This window comes from Streptomyces sp. NPDC006384 (genome assembly GCF_042870695.1).
Lineage (GTDB): Bacteria > Actinomycetota > Actinomycetes > Streptomycetales > Streptomycetaceae > Streptomyces.
This window is the reverse complement of sequence record NZ_JBIAHR010000012.1, coordinates 46952-68216: the sequence shown is the minus strand read 5'-3', so window position 1 is coordinate 68216 and position 21265 is coordinate 46952. Positions and strand designations below refer to the sequence as shown.

Below are 21265 nucleotides of genomic sequence, written 5' to 3'. Positions count from 1 at the left end.
GTGCGTCAGGGCCGCTCCGAGGTGACGACGCGGTAGGCGATCTCCGCCAGCCGGGCCTGCCCGTCCACGCTCGGGTGGAACCAGTCCCAGCGGCTCAGCTGTCCGGTGCCGAACCGGAAGGCGTGCACCGCGCCGCCGTCGGTGCGGCACCTGCGGTCCTTCGCGCACACCTCCCGCAGCACCTCGTTGTAGGCGACCACCCGTTCGTGCACCGTGTTGCGCCGCTGTGTCGCCGCCGCGTCCACGGCGTCCGCGTCGCCCAGCATCGACGGGCAGACACCCAGCTTCCACACCTGCCTGCCCACCGGATCGGCGCGTCCCTCGGACCACAGCCGCTTCAGGTCCGGGATGCTCGCCACGAACACCTGTGCCCTGGGCAGTTTCTGACGCAGCGTGCGCATCGCCTCCTCGAACTGGGCCCGGAAATCGGCCACCGGGGTCATCGCGGCCGTCGAGGCGCGGCAGGCGTCGTTCGCCCCGACCATCACCGTCACCAGCTCCGGCCCACGCGCCGCCGCCCGCGTCACCTGCCCGGTCAGATCCGCCATCCGGGCCCCGGTGACCGCGTAGTTCCAGCTCCGCCCCGCGGCCCCCTCGGCGCCCAGCAGCCGTACGGCCAGACTGTCGACCTCGGCGCTGCTGCCGGTCGCCCAGGACACCTCGGGGCAGTCCGACAGGATCGTGCACGCGTCGAAGCCGCGCGTGATGGAGTCGCCCACCGCCGCGATCGACTCCGGGCTCGTGTCCCAGTCCGGGGTGGGCTTCGGGGACGGCCGCGCGGACCCGGTGCCGGACGGGCCGGCCGATTCCCCGCCCGCGGTGTCGCAGCCGGCCACGCCCAGCACGGCCGCGGCCAGCACGGCGAGCACGGCACGCGAACGGCGCCGCCGGTCCCGCGAACCCCGCCCGCAGTCCTGCCTCATGCCCGTACCGTCCCTCGCCTCGTGCCTCCACCGTTCTCAACCCGTGACACCGCGCCGGGGTTCCCGGGCCGGCGATGCGACGGCTCACACCCGTACAAGCGTCCTGCCGGGTGAAAGACAGGAGTTTCCCGGCACCGGGACCGACGGTACGTCACACTCCTTGCGCCGTCGCACGGTAGCCTCGCCCTCATGTGACCCGCCCGGTCATGCCCGTTCCACCCGTTCCGAGATGTCCCGCTCAGCCCGGAGGTTCCGGTGACGACCCGTGGAGTTCTGTACGTGCACTCCGCGCCGCGCGCGCTCTGCCCGCACGTCGAGTGGGCCGTCGCCGGGGTGCTCGGCACACGCGTCGCCCTCGACTGGATCCGGCAGCCCGCCGCTCCCGGCACCTGGCGCTCGGAGTTCTCCTGGCAGGGCCAGGCCGGCACCGCCTCCAAACTCGCCTCCGCACTGCGCGGGTGGCAGATGCTGCGCTTCGAGGTCACCGCGGACCCGTCCGCCGGCGCCGAGGGCGAGCGTTACAGCTGCACCCCCGACCTCGGCATCTTCCACGCCGTCACCGGCGTCCACGGCGACATCCTGATCCCCGAGGACCGGCTGCGCGCCGCTCTCGTCCGCTCCCAGGGCGGCGAGACCGACCTGGAGAAGGAGATCACCAAGCTCCTCGGCAAGCCCTGGGACGACGAACTGGAGCCGTTCCGGTACGCCGGCGAGGGCGCCCCGGTGCGCTGGCTGCACCAGGTGGTGTGACCCCGCCGCCTTCCCGGCTGCACGTGAGAGTGCCCCCACCGGCCGGTGGGGGCACTCTCACGTGTACGGGGACGTCGCTCAGACCGTCCGGAACGCCAGGACCACGTTGTGTCCGCCGAAGCCGAACGAGTCGTTCAGCGCGGCGATACGGCCCTCGGCCGGCAGCTTGCGGGCCTCGCCGCGCACGATGTCGGCGTTGGCCTCGGCCTCCGGGTCGAGGTTCTCGACGTTGATGGTCGGCGGCGCCACCCGGTGGTACAGGGCGAGCACGGTCGCGACGGACTCCACGCCGCCCGCGCCACCGAGGAGGTGACCGGTCATCGACTTGGTGCCGGAGACCGCGATGTGGTCCACGTCGTCGCCGAGGACCTTGCGCAGCGCCTTCAGCTCGGCGATGTCACCGGCCGGCGTCGAGGTGGCGTGCGCGTTGACGTGCACGATCTCCGCCGGGGCCAGGTCGGTGCGGTCCAGCAGGTGCTGCAGGGCGGCCGAGATGCCGCGGCCCTCGGGCTCCGGCTGCACGATGTCGTGGCTGTCGGCGGAGACGCCCTGGCCGACCGCCTCCGCGTAGACACGGGCACCGCGCTCGGCGGCGTGCTCGGCGGACTCCAGCACGAGGACGCCGGCGCCCTCGCCGAGGACGAAGCCGTCCCGGGCGGTGTCCCAGGGACGCGAGGCGCCCTGCGGGTCGTCGTTATTCTTGGACATCGCCATCATGTTGCCGAACGCGGCGATGGGCAGCGCGTGGATCGCCGCCTCCGTGCCGCCCGCGACGACGACGTCGGCACGGCCGGTGCGGATCATCTCGATGGCGTAGCCGATGGCCTCGGCGCCCGACGCGCAGGCGGACACCGGCGTGTGCACGCCCGCCCGGGCGCCCACGGCCAGGCCCACGTTGGCGGAGGGGCTGTTCGGCATCAGCATGGGCACGGTGTGCGGGGAGACGCGGCGGACGCCCTTCTCCTTGAGCACGTCGTACTGGTCCAGCAGGGTCGTCACGCCGCCGATGCCGGAGGCGATGACCGCACCCAGCCGGTCGGGGTCGACGGAACCGTCCTCACCGGCCTTGCCGGTGAAGCCGGCGTCCTTCCACGCCTCCTGGGCCGCGATCAGCGCGAACTGCGCCGAACGGTCCAGCCGGCGCGCCTGGGGCCGCGGGATGACCTCGGAGGGCTCCACGGCGACCGGGGCCGCGATGCGGACCGCCTGCTCGGCGGCCCACTCCTGCTCCAGGGGCCTGACGCCGGACCTGCCGGCCACCAGACCCTCCCAGGTAGAGGCTGCGTCGCCACCCAGCGGTGTGGTTGCGCCGATACCGGTGACGACCACGGTGCGATTGGTCGAGCTCACGGGAATTCTTTCTCCAACGGGATACGGATTCGTACGGCGCCACCGCCGGGTGGCGGGGCAGTCAGCCCTCAGGCGACGATCGGGGGATCAGGCCTGGTGCTTGAGGATGTACTCGGTCGCGTCACCGACCGTCTTGAGGTTCTTGACGTCCTCGTCGGGGATCTTGACGTCGAAACGCTCTTCGGCGGCGACGACGACCTCGACCATGGACAGCGAGTCGACGTCCAGGTCGTCGGTGAAGGACTTGTCCAGCTGGACGTCCTCAACCGGGATGCCGGCGATCTCGTTCACGATCTCGGCGAGACCGTCGACGATCTCCTTCTGAGTGGCGGCCATGGCGGCGCTCCTTCGTAGATGTTCCAGAGGGTGTGGCTCTTGTTCTCCGTCCCGGACCGCATGATCCGGCACGGAGTGCCTAGGGGAGAGTAACGACCGTCGCGGCGTAGACGAGACCCGCCCCGAAGCCGATGACGAGCGCGGTGTCGCCGCTCTTCGCCTCACCGGTCGCCAGGAGCCGCTCCATCGCGAGCGGGATCGAGGCGGCCGAGGTGTTGCCGGTGGTGCGGATGTCACGGGCGACCGTGACGTGCTCCGGCAGCTTCAGCGTCTTCACCATCGAGTCGATGATCCGCACGTTGGCCTGGTGCGGGATGAAGACGTCCAGGTCGTCCGGGCTGATTCCGGCCGCGTCCAGCGCCTGCTGGGCGACCTTCGCCATCTCGAACACGGCCCAGCGGAACACCGCCTGGCCCTCCTGCGTGATCGCAGGAAACTTCACGTTGCCCTCGCTGTCGAGGGGCAGTTGGGAGACGTCGCCCAGCCGGAAGCGGTCCCAGGGGACCGTCTGCTTGATCGTCTCGGACTTGTCGCCCTCCGAGCCCCACACGGTCGGGCCGATGGCCGGCTCCTGGGACGGGCCGACCACGACCGCGCCGGCGCCGTCGCCGAAGAGGAAGGCCGTGGCCCGGTCCTCCAGGTCGGTCAGGTCGGACAGCCGCTCCACGCCGATGACGAGCACGTACTCGGCGGAACCTTCCACCACCATGCCCTTGGCCAGCGTCAGCCCGTAGCCGAAGCCCGCGCAGCCCGCCGAGATGTCGAAGGCGGCGGCCTTCTGCGTGCCCAGCTTGTCCGCGATCTCCGTGGCGACGGCCGGGGTCTGGCTGAAGTGCGACACGGTCGAGACGACCACGGCGCCGATCTGCGAGGCGTCGATCCCGGCGTCCGCGATGGCCTTGCCGGAGGCCTCGATCGACATCGCCGCGACGGTCTCCTCGGGCGAGGCCCAGTGCCGCGTCTCGATGCCGGAGCGCGAGCGGATCCACTCGTCGGACGAGTCGATCTTCTCGAGGATCACCTCGTTGGGCACGACCCGGGTCGGGCGGTAGCCGCCCACGCCCAGGATGCGCGCGTACGGGGCGCCCTTGCTTGGCTTGATCTTCGGCATGCTCTCGGGCTCCTTGTCAGGCCTGCTCGGCGACGAGCGCGCGGGCCGCGTCGAGATCGGCGGGGGTCTTCAGGGCCAGCGTCCTCACGCCGGGCAGCGCGCGCTTGGCCAGGCCGGTCAGCGTGCCGCCGGGGCACACCTCGATCAGCGCGGTGACGCCGAGCTCCTCGAAGGTCTTCATGCACAGGTCCCAGCGGACCGGGTTGGCGACCTGGCCGACCAGCCGCTCCAGCACCTCGGTTCCGGTGGCGACGGTCCGCCCGTCCTTGTTGGAGACGTACGTCACCTCCGGGTCGGTCGGCGTGAGCGCCTTGGCGGCCTCGGCCAGCTTGTCCACCGCGGGGGCCATGTGGTGCGTGTGGAACGCGCCGGCCACCTTCAGCGGGACGACCCGGCGGACGCCCTCGGGCTTGTCCTCGTCCAGCGCGGCCAGCTGCTCCATGGTGCCGGCCGCGACGATCTGACCGGCGCCGTTCATGTTCGCCGGGGTCAGGCCGAGCTTCTCCAGGTGGGCCACGCTCACCTCCGGGTCGCCGCCGAGCAGCGCCGACATGCCGGTCTCGGTGACCGCGGCGGCCTCGGCCATGGCCAGGCCACGGCGGCGTACGAGGGTCAGCGCGGCGGTGTCGTCGAGGACGCCCGCGAAGGCGGCGGCGGTGATCTCACCGACACTGTGGCCCGCGACCGCGCCCGGCGAGATGTCACCGAGTGCCGCGGCGGACAGCAGTCCGGCGGCCACGAGCAGCGGCTGCGCCACGGCCGTGTCGCGGATCTCGTCCGCGTCGGCCTTCGTGCCGTAGTGGACGAGGTCGAGTCCGATGGCCTCGGACCACGCGGCGACGCGGTCGGCGGCGCCGGGGAGGTCGAGCCATTCAGTCAGGAAGCCGGGCGTCTGGGCGCCCTGGCCGGGAGCGACGAGTACGAGCACTCTCACACTCTCTCTTGAGGACGGCCATGACCGCCCGTGGGGACAAGGACGAAGAACACGAGGGGGTTTTGTGGACCCTCGACAAAATCCTAGAGTTGCGGATCTCCATCGGCCAGACGCCCCAGGATGAGCGCGATCCGCAGGGTGAACGCAGACCGTACATCAGAGGGCGACCAGCCGGTGACGTCAGTCACACGTCGGAGCCGGTAGCGCACGGTGTTCGGGTGAACGAAGAGCATCCGCGCGGCGCCTTCGAGACTGCTCGCCTGCTCCAGATAGACACTGAGCGTCTCCAGGAGCGCGGCCCCGGCCTCCTCCAGCGGTCTGTAGATCTCCTCCACCAGCTGCTCGCACGCGGACGGGTCTCCGGCGATCGCGCGCTCCGGCAGCAGATCGTCCGCCAGCACCGGCCGCGGGGCGTCCTGCCAGGCGGTGCACGCCTTGAGCCCGGCCGCGGCGGCCTGCGCGGACCGGGTCGCGGCCAGCAGGTCCGGCACCACCGGACCGGCCACCACCGGACCCTGCGCGAACGGCCCGATCAGCGACTTCGCCACGGCCAGCGGATTGTCGCTGCCGCCCGCGATCACCACCAGCCGGTCGCCGAGCACCCCGGTGAGCACCTGGAGCTTGGCGTGCCGGGCCGCGCGCCGGATCGCCTCCACGGTCAGCTCGGAGTCCCCGTCGGGCGCCGTGCCCAGCACCACGCACACGTGCTCGGGCGAGTTCCAGCCCAGGGCGGCGGCCCGGGACACCGCCCCCTCGTCGGCCTCGCCGCTGAGCACGGCGTTCACCACGAGGGACTCCAGCCGCGCGTCCCAGGCACCGCGTGCCTCGGCGGCCTGCGCGTACACCTGGGCCGTCGCGAAGGCGATCTCCCGCGCGTACACCAGCAGCGCCTCGCGCAGCACCGACTCGTCGCCGGGGGCCGCCACCTCGTCGATGGCCGACTCCATGACCTCGATGGTGGTGCGCACCATCTCCACGGTCTGCCGCAGCGTGATCGCCCGGGTCAGCTCGCGCGGCGCGGTGCCGAAGACGTCCGTCGAGATCGCCTGCGGGGCGTCCGGCTTCCGGAACCACTCGGTGAACGCGGCGATACCGGCCTGCGCGACCAGCCCGATCCAGGAACGGTTCTCCGGCGGCATCGCCCGGTACCACGGCAGCGTCTCGTCCATCCGCGCGATCGCCTGCGCGGCGAGCGACCCGGAGGACCGCTCCAGCCGCTTCAGGGTCGCGGTGTGCGGATGGACGGCGCGCGCGGTGGGCTCGGGCTTGCTGGTTTCGGGTTCGGGCACGGGACAAGACTGCCTTATCGGGACGGGCGTGCGTGCCGCCGGGGGCGGTGCCCGGCGCCCCCGGCCGCCCACCGGGACACGCGGCACCGGCGCTACGGTGGACGCCGTGATGGACGTACGGCGCGCCGACGAGCGCTACCAGGGCGGGGATCCGGCGGCCGGCATCGCGTCGCGGCACGCCTTCTCCTTCGGGCCCCACTACGACCCCGACAACCTGCGCTTCGGGGCGCTGATCGCCTGCAACGAGGAGCGTCTCGCCCCCGGCGCCGGCTTCGACGAGCATCCGCACAGCCACACCGAGATCGTCACGTGGGTGGTGGAGGGCGAGCTGACCCACCGGGACTCCACGGGCCGCGAGACGGTCGTCCGCGCCGGGGACGTGCAGCGCCTGAGCTCCGCGTCCGGCGTGCGGCACGTGGAACGCAACGGCGGCGACGTGCCCCTGACCTTCCTCCAGATGTGGCTCGCCCCGCTCGCACCGGGGGGCGAGCCGTCCTACGAGGTCGTCCGGGACCTCGCGGACCCCACCCCGTACGCCCTCCCGGAGGCGGGCGCGACGCTCCACGTACGCCGCCCGGCGGCGGGCGGGCGCACGCCGGTGCCTGCCGCGCCGTACGTCTACGTCCACGTCGTGCGCGGCGAGGTGACCCTGGACGGCGAGAGGCTGGCCCCGGGCGACGCGGCCCGGATCACGGACGGGGAGGGGACGGACGCGGTGGCGGTGTCCGACGCCGAACTGCTGCTGTGGGAGATGTCCTAGAGCTCCGCCAGCACCGCGTCCGTGAACGGCGGCCACGCCTCGACCGCCCACGCGCCGAAGGCGCGGTCGGTCAGGGCCACGCAGGCCGCGCCCGCGTCCGGGTCGATCCACAGGAACGTGCCCGACTGGCCGAAGTGGCCGAAGGTGCGGGGCGAGGACGAAGAGCCCGTCCAGTGCGGGGACTTGGCGTCGCGGATCTCGAAGCCGAGGCCCCAGTCGTTGGGGTTCTGGTGGCCGTAGCCCGGCAGCACGCCCTTGGTCCCCGGGTACTGGACGGTCATCGCCTCGGCGACCGTGCGCGGGTCCAGCAGGCGCGGCGCCTGCACCTCGGCGGCGAAGCGCAGCAGGTCCTCGACCGTGGACACCCCGTCCTTGGCGGGGGAGCCGTCCAGCGACGTCGACGTCATGCCGAGCGGCTCCAGCACCGCCTGCCGCGCGTACTCGGGGAACGGGATGTCCGTCGCCTTCGCGATGTGGTCGCCGAGCTGCTCGAAACCGGCGTTGGAGTACAGCCGGCGCTCCCCGGGCGGGGCGGTCGTCCGGTACTCGTCGAAGGCCAGGCCCGAGGTGTGCGCGAGCAGGTGACGGACCGTCGAACCGGGCGGCCCCGCGGGCTCGTCCAGCTCGATCGCGCCCTCCTCGTACGCGACGAGCGCCGCGTACGCCGCGAGCGGCTTGGTGACCGAGGCGAGGGGGAAGCGCCGCCCGACGGGCCCGTGCGTCCCCAGGGCCGTGCCGTCGGCGCGTACGACACCCGCCGCGGCGGTGGGGACCGGCCAGTTCTCGATCAGCGCGAGGCTCTTCAGCGACATGCCGTCGAGCCTAAGCGCTCACAGTGTCAGCTCCAGCAAGGGGTCCGGCCTCGGCCGGAAGCCCAGCGAGACGTACAGCGGCTCGGCCTGGGAGGAGGCGGTGAGACGGACCCGCCGGACGCCGTGCTCGCGGAACCACTCCAGCAGGGCCTCCATGCAGGCGCGCGCGTATCCGCGGCGGCGCGCCTCCGGGTCGGTGGCGACACTGAAGACGTAGCCGTCGACACCGAGCGGGTTGCGGGCGCCGCCGATGCGGTAGTCGAGGGTGCCGGCCACCAGGGACGCGAGCGCGCCCGGCCGTTCGGGGTGGTCGACGACGAACGCCGCGAAGGTGCCGTCCGGCTCGGCCAGTCTGCCGCGCAGCACCGGCAGGGACTCCGCGTGCCATGCCGTGGAGGGATCGGCCAGGGGCATCGAGTCGATCATCACCTGACGCAGACGCAGCACTTCCTCCGCGTCCCCGGGCAGCGCACGGCGTACGGGACTCATGCCGGGCATGCCAGCCAGCCGGGCGTCCCGCCTCACGCCGTTTTCCGCCCGCACACGCTTGCCTGGAGTGCACTCCAAGGTCATAGCGTGTGGAGCATGACGGTGATGCAGACCACGGCCGGGACCACCCTGCCGAACGCCACCAGAACAGACATCTGTGCCGCCCCGCCCCGGCGCCACCCGCGCCCCGACGGCCAGGACCGCTACACCATCAGCGAGGTCGCCGCCTTCACCGGACTGTCGGCCCACACCCTGCGCTGGTACGAGCGGATCGGCCTGATGCCCCACATCGACCGCTCGCACACCGGGCAGCGCCGCTACAGCAACCGCGACCTCGACTGGCTCGGCCTCGTCGGCAAGCTGCGCCTGACCGGTATGCCGGTCGCCGACATGGTCCGGTACGCGGAGCTGGTGCGCGCGGGGGAGCGCACCTACGCCGACCGGCGCGCACTGCTGGAGTCGACCCGCCGCGACGTCCTGGCGCGGATCGCCGAGCTCCAGGACACCCTCGCCGTGCTCGACCGCAAGATCGATTTCTACGGGGACGCGGAACGCGCCCGCGAAGGGGAGACGACCCGATGAACGACAGCAGGATCCCGACGGTACGGCTCGGCGACGGCGGCCCGGAGGCGGGCGTCCAGGGCCTCGGCTGCATGGGCATGAGCTTCGCCTACGGCCCCGCGGACGCGGAACAGTCCCGGGCGACCCTGGAGCGGGCGCTCGAACTGGGCGTCACGCTCTACGACACGGCCGACGCGTACGGCGACGGCGCGAACGAACGCTTCCTGTCCCCCTTCTTCAAGGCCCACCGCGACGAGGTCGTCATCGCGACCAAGTTCGGCCTGGCGATCCCGCCGGACGACCCGACGAAGCGGATCATCCGCAACGACGCGCCGTACGTCCGCCGGGCGGTCGAGGCCAGCCTGAGCCGCCTGGACGTCGACGTGATCGACCTGTACTACATGCACCGGCGCGACGTGGACGTGCCCATCGAGGAGACCGTCGCCGTCATGGCCGGCCTGGTCCGCGAGGGCAAGGTCAAGCACCTGGGCCTGAGCGAGGTGACGGGCGACGAACTGCGGGCGGCGCAGGCGGTGCACCCGATCGCCGCCGTGCAGTCGGAGTGGTCGCTGTTCAGCCGGGACATCGAGGCGGGCGTGGTGCCGGCCGCCCGCGAACTGGGCGTGGCGCTCGTCCCGTACTCGCCGCTCGGCCGGGGCTTCCTCACCGGCTCCTTCGCCGACGCCGACCGGGACCTGACGCCCGGTGACTTCCGCCGTCAGCAGCCCCGTTTCACCGGCGACAACGCGGCGGCCAACGCGGCCCTGCTGGAGCCGGTCCGCGCGGTCGCCGAGGCCCACGGCGCCACGCCCGGCCAGATCGCGCTGGCCTGGGCCCAGCAGCGGGCGGCGGTGCACGGCCTGCCGGTCGTCCCGATCCCGGGCACCCGCAGGCCGGCCCGGGTGGAGGAGAACACGGCGGCGGTGCGGATCGTCCTGACCGACGAGGAACTCGCCCTCCTGGAACCCCTCGCCGGCAAGGTCGCGGGCGACCGGTACGCGGACATGACGTTCACGTCGGCGGGACGTGAGTAGAGGCACCGGCGGAGCTCTGGTGCCGCGGCACTAGAGCTCCGCCAGCAGCTCCGCCTTCTTCGTGGAGAACTCCTCGTCCGTCACCAGCCCCGCCCGGTGCAGTTCCCCGAGGTGCCGGATCCGCTCGGCGATGTCGGCGGGGTCCCGCCGGGGCGCCGGCACCGGCACCGGTGTCCCGGCGCCCCGCTCCCGCACCGCGGCCAGCACCGCCGCCGCGAAGGGCAGCGACTCGTGCACGGGCCCGTACCCGAGGCCGAAGACGACGGACGCCGGGTCCTGGTCGGCCTGCGGGACGGCCGGGGTGCCGTCCCGCGGCAGCAGTCTCAGGTACCCGTCGAACACCTCGGGGGAGCGCCACTCCACCCCGCCCAGCTCCGCGACCGGGAAGCTCTGGTCGCCGGCCTTCCACTTCGCCGACGACGCGCCCGTCCAGAACCAGCGGAACGTCACCGTCGTACCGTCGAAGGACGCCTTCCCGTCGTACGCCTTGAACTGCAGCGGTGTCTCGGGCGCGGCCACCAGGAACCGCTCGGCCCGGCCGGGCCCGCTCAGCAGCCCGCGCAGCTCGTCGGCGTAGTACTCGGCGAGGGTCTCCCGCTCGGCGGGCAGCACCAGCCGGTACGGGTCGCAGCCCTCCTTGAGCTGCCCGTCCGCCGCATCCATCAGCGGGTCGGCGCCCGGGCGCGGCACGGCGCGCAGCACGACGGTGCCGCGTCTGCCGGGCGTCAGCGTCACCTCGGCGAGCGCCTCCAGCGGGACGCGGCGTTCCCCCAGCGCCTGGAACAGCTTGGGTGTTCGAATCCCCCGTTCGTAGCGGATGAGCACGGAGTCGGACTCGAACTCCCAGGCGGCATGAAATCCGGCCAGTACGTCACCCATGCGGCTCATCGTATGCGGCACCCGCTTCTTCGTCCCCTCTCCGCGCAAACCGGAGTTTCTGCTCCTCTACGCGCGTCCGGCCGCCGTTGCTGCGGACAAATCCGCCCGGCATGTGTCGTCCCCGCGGGCGCAGCCGACCGTGTGATACGCGCCGACGCCGATCCCGGCGAAGTTCTCGAGGCTCTCCGTGCCCGGCACGAAGTACCCGGCGTGTCCCCGGGCGCCCCGGGCCGACAGCACCCGCGCCCCGAAGGCCGGGGACACCGGGTCGGCGCCGTGGCCCAGCCCGCCGAGCTCCAGATGCGGCACGTCCTGGATCCAGTCGTCGGCGTCCCGCATCGACCAGACGCGGGCGGAGGTGCGCAGATGGGAGACCTTCTCGGCCCGCATGCCGGGGCTGCCGGCCACCGCTATGTCGCTCACCCGGGCGGGCAGCTCGTCGGCGGCCAGACCGCACACGACCGAGCCGTAGCTGTGGCAGAACAGCGCGACGGGCGCGTGGCCGGGCAGCGCCCGCACCAGCGCGTTCAGCCGGACGGCCCCGCGCTCGGCCCGGACCGCCGTGGCGGCCTCCATGCCGAGACCGCTGGGGGAGGTGTAGTCGGCCCAGGCGATCACCGCCGTCCGCGTGGCCGGGCTCGCCGCGCGTTCGGCCTCGTACAGCGCCTGGGCCATCCCGGCGGGTGCCGCGTACTTGCGGCTGGTGCGCTGGAAGGTGAGCAGCTCGGTGTCCACGCCGGGGACGACGACGGACACCCGGTCCGCGCGGGCCAGGTCGCCGAAGACCTCGGCGATCCGGCCCGGGCCCGCGGGGTCGAAGGCGAGGACGCGGCGGCCGGGGTCCAGCAACGACGCGTAGCGGTGGGCGCGGCGGCCCGCCTCGCGCTGCCCCGACGCGGAGAGACGCTTGTCGTGCATGCGCCGGCGTTCGACCGCGCGGGCCTCGCGCAGGGCGGCCCGGTTGGCCCGGTAGCGCAGCTCGGCCGGCGCGCCGTTCATGTTGCCGACGGCCAGCGGGTAGCGGCGGGCGAGGTCAGCCCGCTGCTGCTCGGTGAGCGAGGCGAAGAAACGGGCGAGGCGGGCGGGGGCGGACTGCGCGTCGGGCAGCCGGCGCCCGTCGATCCGGCCGTGCTCCCAGGCGGTCAGCGAGGCCTCGAGCGCCGTGGGTCCCCGCTGGTTGCGCAGGGCGGTCCAGCCGGTGGTCGCCAGCATCACGAACACCACGGCCAGGGCGAGCAGGACGCGCCAGAGGTTCAGTTGCGGAGAGGTGTCGAAGGAAGTCACTGGGAGGACACACTAGGAGAACGGCGGTGTCCCGCGTGGACCAAGTGGCACGGATCACGTTTCGGCCGTGTGCTACGGGGTTCTCCGCCAGGTCCCGCCGAGCGCCGGCTCCACCTGGTCGAAATACGCGGCCGTCAGGTCACGCAGGTCGGCGAGGCCGGCGTCGGGCCGCGCCGACCAGATCCGCTCGGTCACCCGCATCACCGCGCCGAAGACGGCCACGACCACCCGCGGCCGCGGGTCCGTGTCCACGCCGAGGCCCTCGCGCGCGGCGACGACGCGGGCGATCTCCTCCTCCAGCTCGTTGGCGCGGCGCAGATGGGCGGCGAGCAGCGCGGGCGTCGACTCGATCTCCCGGTAGAAGCGCATGTGCAGGTCGAGCGGCACCACCTGCTCGACGGCCTCGCCGATGGTGTCCCAGCTCTCCGCCAGGGCCCCGCGCAGCGCGTCCAGCGGTGCCTCGCCGGGCGGGCGGCGGCGTACGGCGTCGACGAAGTGCGACTCGGCGAGCCGCGCGACGAAGAACGCCGCCTCCTCCTTGGTCGCGAAGTAGCGGAAGAAGGTGCGCTGCGAGACGCCGGCGGCCCCGGCGATGTCGTCGACGGTCGTCTCCTCGTAGCCGCGCTCGGTGAACAGCTCGAGGGCGGTGCGCAGCAGCGTGTCCCGGGTGTGCTGCTTCCTGCGCTCGCGCAGGCCCGGAGGGGGAGTCTCCCGGGTGCCTCCCGCCGCCGGCGGCGTGTCCGCCGTGTTCACAAGGCGACTCCTCGTCTCCCGTTTCCGCAGTTCAGGCTACGTTCAGGCTATACGGGGACGACGGGTCGGCGACCGGCCGGTGAATTGGTTTGTCAACTGTCAGTCGCTGTCACTAGCCTCGAAGATATGACTAGTCAGACCACCATCGACAAGACGGAGCCGGGGGACGGACCACCCGCCCCGTCGGGTGCCACGCCCGCCCCGGGGCTGCGCGGGCACCCGTGGGTCACCCTCGTCACCGTCGCGGTCGGGGTCATGATGGTGGCCCTCGACGGCACCATCGTGGCGATCGCCAATCCGGCCATCAAGGACGATCTGCAGGCGACCCTCGCCGACGTGCAGTGGATCACCAACGCCTACTTCCTCGCCCTCGCGGTCTCCCTGATCACCGCGGGCAAGCTCGGCGACCGCTTCGGGCACCGGCAGACCTTCCTCATCGGCGTGGCCGGCTTCGCCGTCGCCTCCGGGGCGATCGGGCTGTCGAGCAGCATCGCCATGGTGGTGGCGTTCCGTGTCCTGCAGGGCCTGTTCGGCGCGCTGCTGATGCCGGCCGCGCTCGGACTGCTGCGGGCCACCTTCCCGGCCGAGAAGCTCAACATGGCCATCGGCATCTGGGGCATGGTCATCGGCGCCTCCACCGCGGGCGGCCCGATCCTCGGCGGTGTGCTGGTCGAGCACGTCAACTGGCAGTCGGTCTTCTTCATCAACGTGCCGGTCGGCGTCCTGGCGCTGGTCCTCGGCCTGCTGATCCTGCGCGACCACCGGGTGGAGAACGCGCCGCGCTCCTTCGACGTCCTCGGCATCGTCCTGCTCTCCGGTGCGATGTTCTGCCTGGTGTGGGCCCTCATCAAGGCGCCGGAATGGGGCTGGGGCGGCGGCGACACCTGGCTGTTCATCGCCGTCTCCGTCGTGGCCTTCGCCGCCTTCGCCTTCTGGGAGACGAAGGTGAAGGAGCCGCTGGTCCCGCTGGCGATGTTCCGTTCGGTGCCGCTGTCGGCGGGCGTGCTGCTGATGGTCCTGATGGCCATCGCCTTCATGGGCGGCCTGTTCTTCGTCACCTTCTACCTGCAGAACGTGCACGGCATGAGCCCGGTCGACGCCGGTCTGCACCTGCTCCCGCTCACCGGCATGATGATCGTCGGCTCGCCGTTGGCCGGCACGATGATCACCAAGGTCGGCCCGCGCGTCCCGCTCGCCGGCGGCATGGCCTGCACGGCGCTCGCCATGTACGGCATGTCGACGCTGGAGACGGACACCGGCAGCCTGGCGATGTCCCTCTGGTTCGCCCTGCTCGGTCTCGGCCTCGCGCCCGTCATGGTCGGCGCGACCGAGGTCATCGTCGGCAACGCGCCGATGGAGCTGTCCGGCGTGGCCGGCGGTCTCCAGCAGGCCGCGATGCAGATCGGCGGCAGCCTCGGCACGGCGGTGCTGGGCGCCGTCATGGCCTCCAAGGTCGACAGCGACCTGCCGGGCAACTGGACGGACGCGGGGCTCCCCGCGCTGACGCCGGAACAGCTCGGCCAGGCCTCCGAGGCGGTCCAGGCCGGCGCCGCCCCGGTCGCTCCGGGTACCCCGGCACCGCTCGCCGAGAAGATCACGGACGTCGCGCACGACACCTTCATCTCCGGTATGAGCCTGGCCTCGCTCGTCGCCGCGGGTGTCGCGGTGGTGGCGGTGCTGGTCGCCTTCCTCACCAAGCGCGGCGAGAACGCCGAGGCCGGTGCGGGCGTGGGCCACATCTGACGGTCCGTCCGCCCCCGCCGCCCGTTCGTCCATCAGGGTGACGAAAACGGCGAACCCTCCCCTGCGGAGGTCTCCACAGGTCACAGTGGGTCAGGTCCTCCGCAGGGCATGGGAGGTGGATGCTGCGGCGCGCTGCCGGAGGGGGGCAGCGCGCGGTCAGCACACCGCACAGGGATTGTCCACCCGTGTGCGGGTACTCGCACATCGACCCGAGATGAACCCGAACTCGGCAAGAGGTTCAGGGAGTTGATGATGGCGAGCTTCGGACACGGAACGCGCGGGAACCCTCGATCGCCCGGCCGGACGTGGTCGGAGACCGGGCCGGATCGCGCGACGCTCGGCATCATCGGAGTCGTCTGCGCGGTCGCGGGGTTCTTCGCGCTGGGCATCGTCCTCGGCCCCGCCGCGATCGTCTGCGGATGGCTCGCCATGGGGCGGAGCCGGGCGGGATCCCGCCCGGTGCCCGCGGTGGTCGCCCTCGCCCTGGGCGCCATCGACACGCTCCTGGCGATCATCTGGCTCGCCGGATCGGCCGGCATGGGCAACGGCATGCTCTGACCGGCCGGCGAGCCCGGCGGCAGGCACGGCAGGAGGAGGCCCCCGGCGGTGCCGGGGGACTCCTCCTGCCGTCTCGGCGGCCGTTCCGCGCTACGCGTCCCCGCCCGCGGGCCCCGGGTCGGCCGCCGTCACGTCCAGCAGCCGGTACCGGTCCACCGCCTGCTTCAGCACCGCCCGGTCGACCTTGCCCTCCCGCGCCAGCTCGCTCAGCACCGCCACCACGATCGACTCCGCGTCGATGTGGAAGAAGCGCCGCGCCGCACCGCGCGTGTCGGCGAAGCCCCAGCCGTCGGCGCCCAGCGACTGGTACGTCCCCGGCACCCACCGCGCGATCTGGTCCGGCACCGACCGCATCCAGTCGGACACCGCCACGAACGGCCCCTGCGCACCCGACAGCTTCCGCGTCACGTACGGCACCCGCTGCTCCTCCTCGGGGTGCAGCAGATTGTGCTCCTCGCACGCCACCGCCTCGCGCCGCAGCTCGTTCCACGAGGTCGCCGACCACACGTCGGCGCGTACGTTCCACTCCTCGGCGAGGATCCGCTGCGCCTCGACGGCCCACGGCACCGCGACGCCGGACGCCATGATCTGCGCCGGGATCACCCCGTCCGTGCCCTCGCTGAAGAGGTACACGCCCTTGAGGATGCCCTCGACGTCCACGTCCTCCGGCTCGGCCGGGTGCCGGATCGGCTCGTTGTAGACGGTGAGGTAGTAGAAGACGTCCTCGCCGTGCGGGTGCTGCTCGTCCCCGCCGTACATCCGGCGCAGGCCGTCCTCGACGATGTGCGCGATCTCGAAGCCGAAGGCCGGGTCGTACGCCACGCACGCCGGGTTCGTGGAGGCCAGCAGCTGTGAGTGGCCGTCCGCGTGCTGCAGGCCCTCACCGGTCAGCGTCGTACGGCCCGCGGTCGCGCCCAGCACGAAACCGCGCGCCAGCTGGTCGCCCATCTGCCAGAACTGGTCGCCGGTGCGCTGGAAACCGAACATCGAGTAGAAGACGTAGACCGGGATGAGCGGTTCGCCGTGCGTGGCGTAGGCCGAGCCGGCCGCGATCAGCGAGGCCGTGCAGCCGGCCTCCGAGATGCCGTCGTGCAGCATCTGCCCGTTCGGCGCCTCCTTGTAGGCGAGCAGCAGGTCCCGGTCCACCGACTCGTACTGCTGGCCGAGCGGGTTGTAGATCTTCGCACTCGGGAAGAAGGAATCCATGCCGAACGTGCGGTACTCGTCCGGCGCGATCAGCACGAAGCGCCTGCCGAGCTCCTTGTCCCGCATGAGGTCCTTGAGCAGCCGCACAAAGGCCATGGTCGTCGCGATGGACTGCTGACCCGACCCCTTCTTCACGGTCGCGTACGTCTGCTTGCCCGGCATCGGCAGGGGCTTGGAGCGCACCACACGGGTCGGCACATAGCCGCCGCAGCTCCTGCGGCGGTCGTGCATGTACTGGATCTCCTCCGTGTCCCGGCCCGGGTGGTAGTACGGCGGCGGACCGGACTCCAGCTCCTTGTCGGAGATCGGCAGGTGCAGCCGGTCGCGGAAGCGCTTGAGGTCGTCGACCGTCAGCTTCTTCATCTGGTGCGTGGCGTTGCGGCCCTCGAAGTTCGGCCCCAGCGTCCAGCCCTTGACCGTCTTGGCCAGGATGACCGTCGGCTGGCCCTTGTGCTCGACGGCCGCCTTGTAGGCCGCGTAGATCTTCCGGTGGTCGTGACCGCCGCGGCCCAGGTGGAGGATCTGGTCGTCGGTCATGTTCTCGACCATCGCGCGCAGCCGGTGGTCGTCGCCGAAGAAGTGCTCGCGGATGTAGGCGCCGGACTCGGTGGCGTAGGTCTGGAACTGGCCGTCCGGCGTGGTGTTCATCTTGTTGACCAGCACGCCGTCGCGGTCCTGGGCGAGCAGCGGGTCCCAGGTGCGGTCCCACACCAGCTTGATCACGTTCCAGCCGGCGCCCCGGAAGACCGACTCCAGCTCCTGGATGATCTTCCCGTTGCCGCGCACCGGGCCGTCCAGGCGCTGCAGGTTGCAGTTGACCACGAAGGTCAGGTTGTCCAGGCCCTCGCGGGCGGCGATGGACAGCTGGCCCAGCGACTCCGGCTCGTCCATCTCGCCGTCGCCGAGGAAGGCCCACACGTGCGACTTCGAGGTGTCGGCGATGCCGCGCGCGTGCATGTAACGGTTCATCCGCGCCTGGTAGATGGCGCCGATCGGCCCGAGGCCCATCGACACCGTCGGGAACTCCCAGAAGTCCGGCATCGACCGCGGGTGCGGGTAGGACGACAGCATGTACGGCGCCTTGGACTTCTCCTGCCGGAAGCCGTCCAGGTGCTGCTCGGTCAGCCGGTCCAGCAGGTAGGCGCGGGCGTAGATGCCCGGCGAGGCGTGCCCCTGGAAGAAGACCTGGTCGCCGCCGTCGCCCTCGTCCTTGCCGCGGAAGAAGTGGTTGAAGCCCACGTCGTACAGCGAGGCGGAGGAGGCGAAGGTGGCGATGTGACCGCCGACACCGATGCCGGGCCGCTGCGCGCGCGAGACCATCACCGCGGCGTTCCACCGGGTGGCGTTGAGGATCCTGCGCTCGATCTCCTCGTTGCCGGGGAAGAACGGCTCGTCCCTGGTGGCGATCGTGTTGACGTAGTCCGTGCTGCGCATCTCGGGCACGGCCACGCGCTTCTCGCGCGCCCGCTCGATGAGCCGCAGCATCAGATAGCGGGCCCGCTCCCGGCCCCGCTCGTCGACGGCGGCGTCCAGGGAGTCGAGCCACTCCCGGGTCTCCTCGGGGTCGAAGTCAGGAACCTGACTCGGCAGGCCGCCAATGATGATCGGATTGCGATCGGATGCGGAAGCCACGCTGTTCCTTCGCTGTCGGAGGGCCACTTCTGCCGGGTGTCTGCGCCGGTCCCCCATCGTGTACCTCGCGGAGCCAAACGTCATCTGTACCGTGGGGTAACCGGTTCTCCCCCGAGAACCGGGGGTACGTTCATTCGAATCTCGTACCCACGTGTGGTTCCCAAATACGCAAACGGGGCACAAGGGTGTGGTGTACGTCACCTTCGGCCGGGACGGTGGCGCTGAAGTTGCGGCGACACGGCCCGGATCGTCACCGTTTCGGCGGTCCCGGACGCCGGGTACTTGCGCGATCCGTCCCGCCCGTGTGGACTACGGCCAGGCTTCGCGCACGCGCGTGGCCGGGAAATTCATCGAAGACATGATCAGGAGGCAACCCGTGAGCGCGACCGCGGACCACGCGGAGGAGCGGACGAACCCTGCCGTCAGGCTGGGGTTCCAGCCCGGGCAGGTGGTCCAGGAGATCGGCTACGACGACGACGTCGACCAGGAGCTCCGCGAGGCCATCGAAGGTGCCGTCGAGGGCGAGCTGGTGGACGAGGACTACGAGGACGTGGCCGACGCCGTCGTGCTGTGGTTCCGTGACGAGGACGGCGACCTGACGGATGCGCTGGTGGATGCCACCACGTACATCGAGGAAGGCGGGGCGATCCTGCTCCTCACGCCGAAGACCGGCCGTCCTGGGTACGTCGAGGCCAGCGACATCTCCGAAGCCGCGACGACGGCCGGCCTGACGGCGGCCAAGAGCGTCAGCGTCGGCAAGGACTGGAGCGGCAGCCGGCTGGCGACGCCCAAGGCGGCCAAGTCGAAGCGGTAACCGCACCGGCACCGCACCCCGGTGCCGCACCGGCACCGCACCCCGGCTCCGGACGGACCGACCGCCGTCGGCCCGTCCGGAGCGGGCGACGGTCCCTGCGTAGGGTGTTCCCAGCGAACCACCCGTCGAAGGGACGAACAGGACCATGGCGATCCAGGTCGGCGACAAGGCCCCCGACTTCGAACTCAAGGACAACCACGGCGCGACCGTGAAGCTGTCCGACTTCCACGGACGGAAGAACGTCGTACTGCTCTTCTACCCGTTCGCCTTCACCGGCGTGTGCACCGGCGAGCTGTGCGAGGTCCGCGACAACCTGCCGCAGTTCTCCGACCGCGACACCCAGGTGCTCGCCGTCTCCAACGACTCCATCCACACCCTGCGCGTCTTCGCCGACCAGGAGGGCCTGGAGTACCCCCTGCTGTCCGACTTCTGGCCGCACGGCGACGTCTCGCGCGCCTACGGCGTCTTCGACGAGGACAAGGGGTGCGCCGTCCGCGGCACCTTCATCATCGACCGGGAGGGCGTCGTCCGCTGGACCGTCGTCAACGGCCTGCCGGACGCCCGTGACCTGACCGAGTACGTGAAGGCGCTCGACGCCCTCTGACCGACACCGTCGTCCACCGGCCGCAGGGACTGCGCCGGGCGGGAACCCGTCACTAGGATCGACTCGTTGATCCGACAGTCACCGCACGACATCCAACGCACTACGGGGCTCCCCGCCCCTGGACACCAAAGGGAGGACTCGTGGGAGTCAGCCTCAGCAAGGGCGGCAACGTATCGCTCACCAAGGAGGCCCCGGGACTGACCGCGGTCATCGTCGGTCTGGGCTGGGACGTCCGCACCACGACCGGCACCGACTTCGACCTCGACGCCAGCGCGCTGCTGCTGAACAGCGCCGGCAAGGTCGCCAGCGACGCGCACTTCGTCTTCTTCAACAACCTCAAGAGCCCGGACGGCTCCGTCGAGCACACCGGTGACAACCTCACGGGCGAGGGCGAGGGCGACGACGAGCAGATCAAGGTCGACCTGGCGAACGTCCCGGCGGACGTCGAGAAGATCGTCTTCCCGGTCTCGATCTACGACGCCGAGAACCGCCAGCAGTCCTTCGGCCAGGTCCGCAACGCGTTCATCCGCGTCGTCAACCAGGCCGGCGGCGCCGAGATCGCCCGCTACGACCTGTCCGAGGACGCCTCCACGGAGACCGCCATGGTCTTCGGCGAGCTCTACCGGCACGGCGCGGAGTGGAAGTTCCGGGCCATCGGCCAGGGCTACGCCTCCGGCCTGCGCGGCATCGCCCAGGACTTCGGCGTGAACGTCTGAACCACCCGAAACCTCCGAACCTCCGAGGCGACGGCCTCGACCGTCCGGCGCCGCACGTTTACGTGCGGCGCCGGACGCGCAGGAGAACCGAGAACCTTCACCCGGGGAGGGACCAGCACATGGGCGTCACTCTTGCCAAGGGGGGCAATGTCTCCCTGTCCAAGGCCGCACCGGACCTCACACAGGTCCTGGTCGGTCTCGGCTGGGACGCGCGTTCCACCACCGGCGCACCCTTCGACCTCGACGCGAGCGCCCTGCTGTGCGGCGGGGGCCGGGTGCTCGGTGACGAGTGGTTCGTCTTCTACAACCAGCTCAAGAGCCCGGACGGCTCCGTCGAGCACACCGGCGACAACCTCACCGGCGAGGGCGACGGCGACGACGAGTCGCTGCTCGTCGACCTCTCCCGGGTGCCCGCCCACTGCGACAGGATCGTCTTCCCGGTCTCGATCCACATGGCGGACGAGCGCGGCCAGACCTTCGGCCAGGTCAGCAACGCCTTCATCCGCGTGGTCAACCAGGCCGACGGCCAGGAGCTCGCCCGCTACGACCTCAGCGAGGACGCCTCCACGGAGACCGCGATGATCTTCGGCGAGCTCTACCGGTACCAGGGCGAGTGGAAGTTCCGTGCGGTGGGTCAGGGGTACGCGTCGGGGCTCCGCGGCATCGCTCTAGACTTCGGAGTCAACGTTTCGTAAAGCCGAGTACGGCGCGGGGGAGCCCCGTACAC

Annotated in this window: 22 protein-coding genes; 10 read left to right on the top strand and 12 right to left on the bottom strand. The window is 71.6% G+C overall.

Annotated elements, in window-relative coordinates; translation table 11 throughout:
• Positions 1-5: 5 nt before the first annotated feature.
• A complete protein-coding gene (locus tag ACFYOJ_RS18270; protein ID WP_356557330.1) occupies positions 6-923 on the bottom strand; it encodes an SGNH/GDSL hydrolase family protein in 918 nt (305 codons plus the stop codon).
• 255 nt (positions 924-1178) lie between these two features.
• Here ACFYOJ_RS18270 and ACFYOJ_RS18265 point away from each other — a divergent pair, with 255 nt between their 5' ends.
• Positions 1179-1673: a DUF3145 domain-containing protein gene (locus tag ACFYOJ_RS18265; protein WP_356557329.1), complete on the top strand. Its 495-nt coding sequence runs from the start codon at positions 1179-1181 to the stop codon at positions 1671-1673.
• A gap of 78 nt (positions 1674-1751) precedes the next feature.
• Here ACFYOJ_RS18265 and ACFYOJ_RS18260 read toward each other — a convergent pair whose 3' ends face one another.
• The 5 genes from ACFYOJ_RS18260 to fasR all read right to left on the bottom strand — a co-directional run bounded on the left by ACFYOJ_RS18260 (position 1752) and on the right by fasR (position 6693).
• Entirely contained in the window at positions 1752-3023 is a 1272-nt protein-coding gene (locus ACFYOJ_RS18260) for a beta-ketoacyl-[acyl-carrier-protein] synthase family protein (protein WP_356557328.1), read from the bottom strand.
• An 87-nt stretch (positions 3024-3110) separates the two neighbouring features.
• Positions 3111-3359: an acyl carrier protein gene (locus ACFYOJ_RS18255; RefSeq protein WP_356557327.1), complete on the bottom strand. Its 249-nt coding sequence runs from the start codon at positions 3357-3359 to the stop codon at positions 3111-3113.
• Positions 3360-3438: 79 nt separating this feature from the next.
• A complete protein-coding gene (locus ACFYOJ_RS18250; protein ID WP_356557326.1) occupies positions 3439-4470 on the bottom strand; it encodes a ketoacyl-ACP synthase III in 1032 nt (343 codons plus the stop codon).
• Positions 4471-4486: 16 nt separating this feature from the next.
• On the bottom strand, positions 4487-5398 hold the full coding sequence (locus ACFYOJ_RS18245; protein ID WP_356557325.1) for an ACP S-malonyltransferase: 912 nt from the start codon (positions 5396-5398) through the stop codon (positions 4487-4489).
• Positions 5399-5487: 89 nt separating this feature from the next.
• Positions 5488-6693, bottom strand: a complete 1206-nt coding sequence (gene fasR, locus ACFYOJ_RS18240; RefSeq protein ID WP_356557324.1) for a fatty acid biosynthesis transcriptional regulator FasR — start codon at positions 6691-6693, stop codon at positions 5488-5490.
• A 109-nt stretch (positions 6694-6802) separates the two neighbouring features.
• Here fasR and ACFYOJ_RS18235 point away from each other — a divergent pair, with 109 nt between their 5' ends.
• The gene (locus ACFYOJ_RS18235) at positions 6803-7453 is read left to right on the top strand and encodes a pirin family protein (protein ID WP_356557350.1); all 651 of its coding nucleotides are present in this window, start codon (positions 6803-6805) and stop codon (positions 7451-7453) included.
• Here ACFYOJ_RS18235 and ACFYOJ_RS18230 read toward each other — a convergent pair.
• Entirely contained in the window at positions 7450-8265 is an 816-nt protein-coding gene (locus ACFYOJ_RS18230; protein ID WP_356557323.1) for a serine hydrolase domain-containing protein, read from the bottom strand. The two genes, ACFYOJ_RS18235 and ACFYOJ_RS18230, sit on opposite strands and share 4 nt — an antisense overlap.
• 18 nt (positions 8266-8283) lie before the next feature.
• Positions 8284-8754 (bottom strand): GNAT family N-acetyltransferase, encoded by a 471-nt coding sequence (locus ACFYOJ_RS18225; protein WP_356557322.1) that lies wholly within the window; start codon positions 8752-8754, stop codon positions 8284-8286.
• Positions 8755-8850: 96 nt separating this feature from the next.
• Here ACFYOJ_RS18225 and ACFYOJ_RS18220 point away from each other — a divergent pair, with 96 nt between their 5' ends.
• Together ACFYOJ_RS18220 and ACFYOJ_RS18215 are read left to right on the top strand one after the other, a co-directional pair.
• Complete coding sequence (locus ACFYOJ_RS18220) at positions 8851-9336, top strand: MerR family transcriptional regulator (RefSeq protein WP_356557321.1); 486 nt, start codon at positions 8851-8853, stop codon at positions 9334-9336.
• Positions 9333-10349, top strand: coding sequence for an aldo/keto reductase (locus tag ACFYOJ_RS18215; RefSeq protein WP_356557320.1), 1017 nt, complete (start codon positions 9333-9335; stop codon positions 10347-10349). Before ACFYOJ_RS18220 ends, ACFYOJ_RS18215 begins: the two co-directional genes overlap by 4 nt.
• Before the next feature lie 30 nt (positions 10350-10379).
• Here the strand turns inward: ACFYOJ_RS18215 and ACFYOJ_RS18210 are convergent, their stop codons facing one another.
• From ACFYOJ_RS18210 to ACFYOJ_RS18200, 3 genes are all read right to left on the bottom strand, one after another.
• Positions 10380-11228: a DUF4429 domain-containing protein gene (locus ACFYOJ_RS18210; protein ID WP_356557319.1), complete on the bottom strand. Its 849-nt coding sequence runs from the start codon at positions 11226-11228 to the stop codon at positions 10380-10382.
• Positions 11229-11294: 66 nt separating this feature from the next.
• Entirely contained in the window at positions 11295-12512 is a 1218-nt protein-coding gene (locus ACFYOJ_RS18205; protein ID WP_356557318.1) for an alpha/beta hydrolase, read from the bottom strand.
• Between the two features lie 72 nt (positions 12513-12584).
• Positions 12585-13265 carry a TetR family transcriptional regulator gene (locus tag ACFYOJ_RS18200; RefSeq protein ID WP_356557317.1) on the bottom strand — a complete coding sequence of 227 codons (681 nt, stop codon included), beginning with the start codon at positions 13263-13265 and terminating at the stop codon, positions 12585-12587.
• 126 nt (positions 13266-13391) lie between these two features.
• Between ACFYOJ_RS18200 and ACFYOJ_RS18195 the strand changes: the two genes are divergently transcribed.
• Together ACFYOJ_RS18195 and ACFYOJ_RS18190 are read left to right on the top strand one after the other, a co-directional pair.
• Positions 13392-15008 carry an MFS transporter gene (locus tag ACFYOJ_RS18195; RefSeq protein ID WP_356557316.1) on the top strand — a complete coding sequence of 539 codons (1617 nt, stop codon included), beginning with the start codon at positions 13392-13394 and terminating at the stop codon, positions 15006-15008.
• 249 nt (positions 15009-15257) lie between these two features.
• A complete protein-coding gene (locus tag ACFYOJ_RS18190; RefSeq protein WP_356557315.1) occupies positions 15258-15566 on the top strand; it encodes a small hydrophobic protein in 309 nt (102 codons plus the stop codon).
• 90 nt (positions 15567-15656) lie between these two features.
• Here the strand turns inward: ACFYOJ_RS18190 and aceE are convergent, their stop codons facing one another.
• Complete coding sequence (gene aceE, locus ACFYOJ_RS18185; RefSeq protein ID WP_356557314.1) at positions 15657-18404, bottom strand: pyruvate dehydrogenase (acetyl-transferring), homodimeric type; 2748 nt, start codon at positions 18402-18404, stop codon at positions 15657-15659.
• A 376-nt stretch (positions 18405-18780) separates the two neighbouring features.
• Here aceE and ACFYOJ_RS18180 point away from each other — a divergent pair, with 376 nt between their 5' ends.
• From ACFYOJ_RS18180 to ACFYOJ_RS18165, 4 genes are all read left to right on the top strand, one after another.
• Entirely contained in the window at positions 18781-19218 is a 438-nt protein-coding gene (locus ACFYOJ_RS18180) for a DUF3052 domain-containing protein (RefSeq protein ID WP_356557313.1), read from the top strand.
• Between the two features lie 145 nt (positions 19219-19363).
• Positions 19364-19822: a peroxiredoxin gene (locus ACFYOJ_RS18175; protein WP_356557312.1), complete on the top strand. Its 459-nt coding sequence runs from the start codon at positions 19364-19366 to the stop codon at positions 19820-19822.
• 140 nt (positions 19823-19962) lie between these two features.
• Positions 19963-20538, top strand: coding sequence for a calcium homeostasis/redox stress adaptation protein (locus ACFYOJ_RS18170; RefSeq protein WP_356557311.1), 576 nt, complete (start codon positions 19963-19965; stop codon positions 20536-20538).
• Positions 20539-20657: 119 nt separating this feature from the next.
• On the top strand, positions 20658-21233 hold the full coding sequence (locus tag ACFYOJ_RS18165; RefSeq protein WP_356557310.1) for a TerD family protein: 576 nt from the start codon (positions 20658-20660) through the stop codon (positions 21231-21233).
• The last annotated feature ends 32 nt before the right edge of the window (positions 21234-21265 follow it).

What these genes read in the sequence shown, in the direction of transcription:
- ACFYOJ_RS18195 (WP_356557316.1), top strand. Translation starts at nt 13,392, where the DNA reads ATGACTAGTCAGACCACCATCGACAAGACGGAGCCGGGGGACGGACCA.
- ACFYOJ_RS18235 (WP_356557350.1), top strand. Translation starts at nt 6,803, where the DNA reads ATGGACGTACGGCGCGCCGACGAGCGCTACCAGGGCGGGGATCCGGCG.
- ACFYOJ_RS18190 (WP_356557315.1), top strand. Translation starts at nt 15,258, where the DNA reads ATGATGGCGAGCTTCGGACACGGAACGCGCGGGAACCCTCGATCGCCC.
- ACFYOJ_RS18165 (WP_356557310.1), top strand. Translation starts at nt 20,658, where the DNA reads ATGGGCGTCACTCTTGCCAAGGGGGGCAATGTCTCCCTGTCCAAGGCC.
- ACFYOJ_RS18175 (WP_356557312.1), top strand. Translation starts at nt 19,364, where the DNA reads ATGGCGATCCAGGTCGGCGACAAGGCCCCCGACTTCGAACTCAAGGAC.
- ACFYOJ_RS18255 (WP_356557327.1), bottom strand. Translation starts at nt 3,359, where the DNA reads ATGGCCGCCACTCAGAAGGAGATCGTCGACGGTCTCGCCGAGATCGTG.
- ACFYOJ_RS18250 (WP_356557326.1), bottom strand. Translation starts at nt 4,470, where the DNA reads ATGCCGAAGATCAAGCCAAGCAAGGGCGCCCCGTACGCGCGCATCCTG.
- ACFYOJ_RS18225 (WP_356557322.1), bottom strand. Translation starts at nt 8,754, where the DNA reads ATGAGTCCCGTACGCCGTGCGCTGCCCGGGGACGCGGAGGAAGTGCTG.
- ACFYOJ_RS18270 (WP_356557330.1), bottom strand. Translation starts at nt 923, where the DNA reads ATGAGGCAGGACTGCGGGCGGGGTTCGCGGGACCGGCGGCGCCGTTCG.
- ACFYOJ_RS18230 (WP_356557323.1), bottom strand. Translation starts at nt 8,265, where the DNA reads ATGTCGCTGAAGAGCCTCGCGCTGATCGAGAACTGGCCGGTCCCCACC.
- ACFYOJ_RS18220 (WP_356557321.1), top strand. Translation starts at nt 8,851, where the DNA reads ATGACGGTGATGCAGACCACGGCCGGGACCACCCTGCCGAACGCCACC.
- ACFYOJ_RS18210 (WP_356557319.1), bottom strand. Translation starts at nt 11,228, where the DNA reads ATGGGTGACGTACTGGCCGGATTTCATGCCGCCTGGGAGTTCGAGTCC.
- ACFYOJ_RS18215 (WP_356557320.1), top strand. Translation starts at nt 9,333, where the DNA reads ATGAACGACAGCAGGATCCCGACGGTACGGCTCGGCGACGGCGGCCCG.